The organism is Cytobacillus oceanisediminis, assembly GCF_004366035.1.
Classification (GTDB): Bacteria; Bacillota; Bacilli; order Bacillales; family Cytobacillaceae; genus Cytobacillus; species Cytobacillus oceanisediminis_C.
On the sequence record NZ_SOEE01000047.1, the window covers coordinates 1 to 2520 of the forward strand.

Here is a 2520-nt window from a genome sequence, read left to right on the forward strand (position 1 = left end):
GAGAGTTCGCCATTTGGAGCGGAAATTCGCGAGGGCAAATTGATTGCGAGGGGCTCTGCTGACAACAAGGGCGCCTTGATGGCCCGGATCTGCGCTGTTCATGCCTATCAAAAAGTGAATGGCGAACTGCCTGTGAACATCAAGTTCCTCGTAGAAGGGGAGGAGGAATCAGGTGGCAGTCAACACATCAAGCATCTAGCAGCCACACAGCCGGAGCTTTTACAAGCTGATCTATGCATTTGGGAGAATGGCTTTGTCAACAACGATGGTAGCTTTGAAGTCAAGCTGGGCAACAAAGGAATTCTCACAGTGAAATTGGTAGCAAAATCAGCCAACACGGATCTACACTCTTCCAATGCGGGAATTATCGAAAATCCGGCTTGGCGGCTCGTTTGGGCGCTGAATACGTTAAAAAGTGATCGTGGCGAGGTCCTGATCAAGCATTTCTATGACAAGGTCGCCAAACCGACAGAGAGAGAAAAAGAGATTCTCGAGCAGATGGATCTTGAAGAAGAGGAGATGTTAGCTCGTCTGGGTCTGGATCATTTCATCCTCAATTTGCGGGGGAATGAGCTAAAAGAAAAGCTGGTCTTTCAGCCGACCTGTAACATTTGCGGGATTCACTCCGGTTATACAGGCAAAGGCAAAACGGTATTGCCATCGGAAGCATGGGTGAAAATTGATTTCCGCCTCGTGCCCAATCAAGTGCCGAAGGAAATTCTCCAGCATCTGCGCAACCATTTGGATAACCATGGGTTCCAGGACATCAAGATTTTGGCTAGTGAAGGAACTCAAGCTTCCAAAACAGATCCTGGTGATCCTTTTGTAAAAAAAGTAATGGAAGCGGCTACAAAGTTAAAGGGGATTCCTCCTCGGATCATATTAATGAATCCTGGATCCGGTCCGATGTACGACCTTTGTCAGCAACTGGGCATTCCTGCGGTCGGTTTCGGGGTAGGGAATTCAGATTCCAGAAAACATGCGCCGAATGAAAACATTTTGATCAAGGATTACCTGGATGGAATTAAAATGGCGGCAACAGTCATTCATGAATGGGCATAGAAACCGAAAGAATCTGAAAGGTTACATTAAATATTTTCCTCTTATAGGTAGTGTCAAAAGTTCTATGAAAACGGTGGAGGGAATTTCCTAGTAAAACTCATAAGAGATACACAATAATTTTTCTTGTATCTTTACATCAATAAAAGTAATAAAAGATTAGGTAACACTTTGCTATACCCTCTTTTCTTAGTGGATTTGGCAGCCGGATACTTGATCTTTACCTTGAAAAATGGAGGGGTGACAAAGCTTTTTGGTGAATTCCTTTGTTTCTAAGGAAATATTACTTTTTTTATAATAAATTCTTTTGCAATAAGTTTAGTAAAAAGAGGGGGAAATTATGAGGAATCATCTGTCTCGTTTATTGATGGCATTCACATTCAGTTTCATTTTGGTCCTGGCAGGGTGTAGTTCGAAATCCCCTACAACTGCCACAAATAATAACGACACTGCAGAAAAAGTATTAACCATCGCAAATAGCAGCGACATGCTGAGTTTTGACATTCACGACCACAGTAGTGCCTCGACAGAAGCGATCCATGTGAACATGTTTAACTACCTGCTAAAGCATGATGCTGAAGGGGAATTTATTCCGGACCTGGCAGAATCCTGGGAAAACGTAAATCCAACAACATGGCGATTCAAGCTCCGCCAAGACGTTAAATTCCAAAATGGCGATCCATTCACAGCAGCTGACGTCAAGTTTACGCTGGAGCGTGTGGCAAAAGATGAGAAACTATCCGAACACTCGAATTACGAGGAGATCCAAGAAGTGAAGGTCGTTGACGATCACACCGTCGATGTTATCACAAAAATTCCTGACCCGATTCTACTGAATAGACTTTCCCGTAGTGGTTCCAGCATGCTGCCTTCCAAATACATCGAAGAAAAGGGTTGGGAAGAGTTTCTGAAAAATCCGGTAGGAACCGGACCGTACAAGTTCTCGGAGTGGAAGCGGGATGATCGTCTAGTACTGGTGAAAAATGATGAGTACTTCGGGGACAAACCGAAATGGGACAAGGTCATTTACCGTGTGATCCAGGAAGATTCTACGCGGGTAGCGGAATTGTTGTCCGGGGGGATTGATATTGCCCAAAACGTACCTCCGAGTGATGAAGAGCGTATTGAGAGCAATGAGGGTACTAGTGTGATTACAGGACCGAGCCAGCGGGTCATGACGTTGGAAGTGCGCGTAACCCCTGGAAGAGTGACGGCGGACCCTCGTGTCCGTGAAGCGATTGACTTGGCGATTGATGAGAAGGCGATTATCGAAAACCTGTATGGAGGAAAAGGTACACCCACACTAACACGTGTGACGCCAGGAAACTTTGGGGCGCATTTAGGACTCTACAACAAATCCAACTATGATCCAGAGCGCGCTAAACAGCTATTGGCAGAAGCGGGATATGCAGATGGAGTAGACGTAACCTTCACATCGCCTAGCGGACGCTATTTGAAGGA

2 protein-coding genes are annotated in these 2520 nt (G+C 45.3%); both read left to right on the forward strand.

From position 1 onward, the window contains the following. Window positions 1-1062, forward strand: a 1062-nt coding sequence (locus DFO72_RS29025; RefSeq protein ID WP_113885934.1) for a M20/M25/M40 family metallo-hydrolase, incomplete at its 5' end; no start/stop codon positions are given. A gap of 337 nt (window positions 1063-1399) precedes the next feature. After that, the coding region (locus tag DFO72_RS29030; protein ID WP_113885935.1) for an ABC transporter substrate-binding protein at window positions 1400-2520 on the forward strand (1121 nt) is incomplete at its 3' end.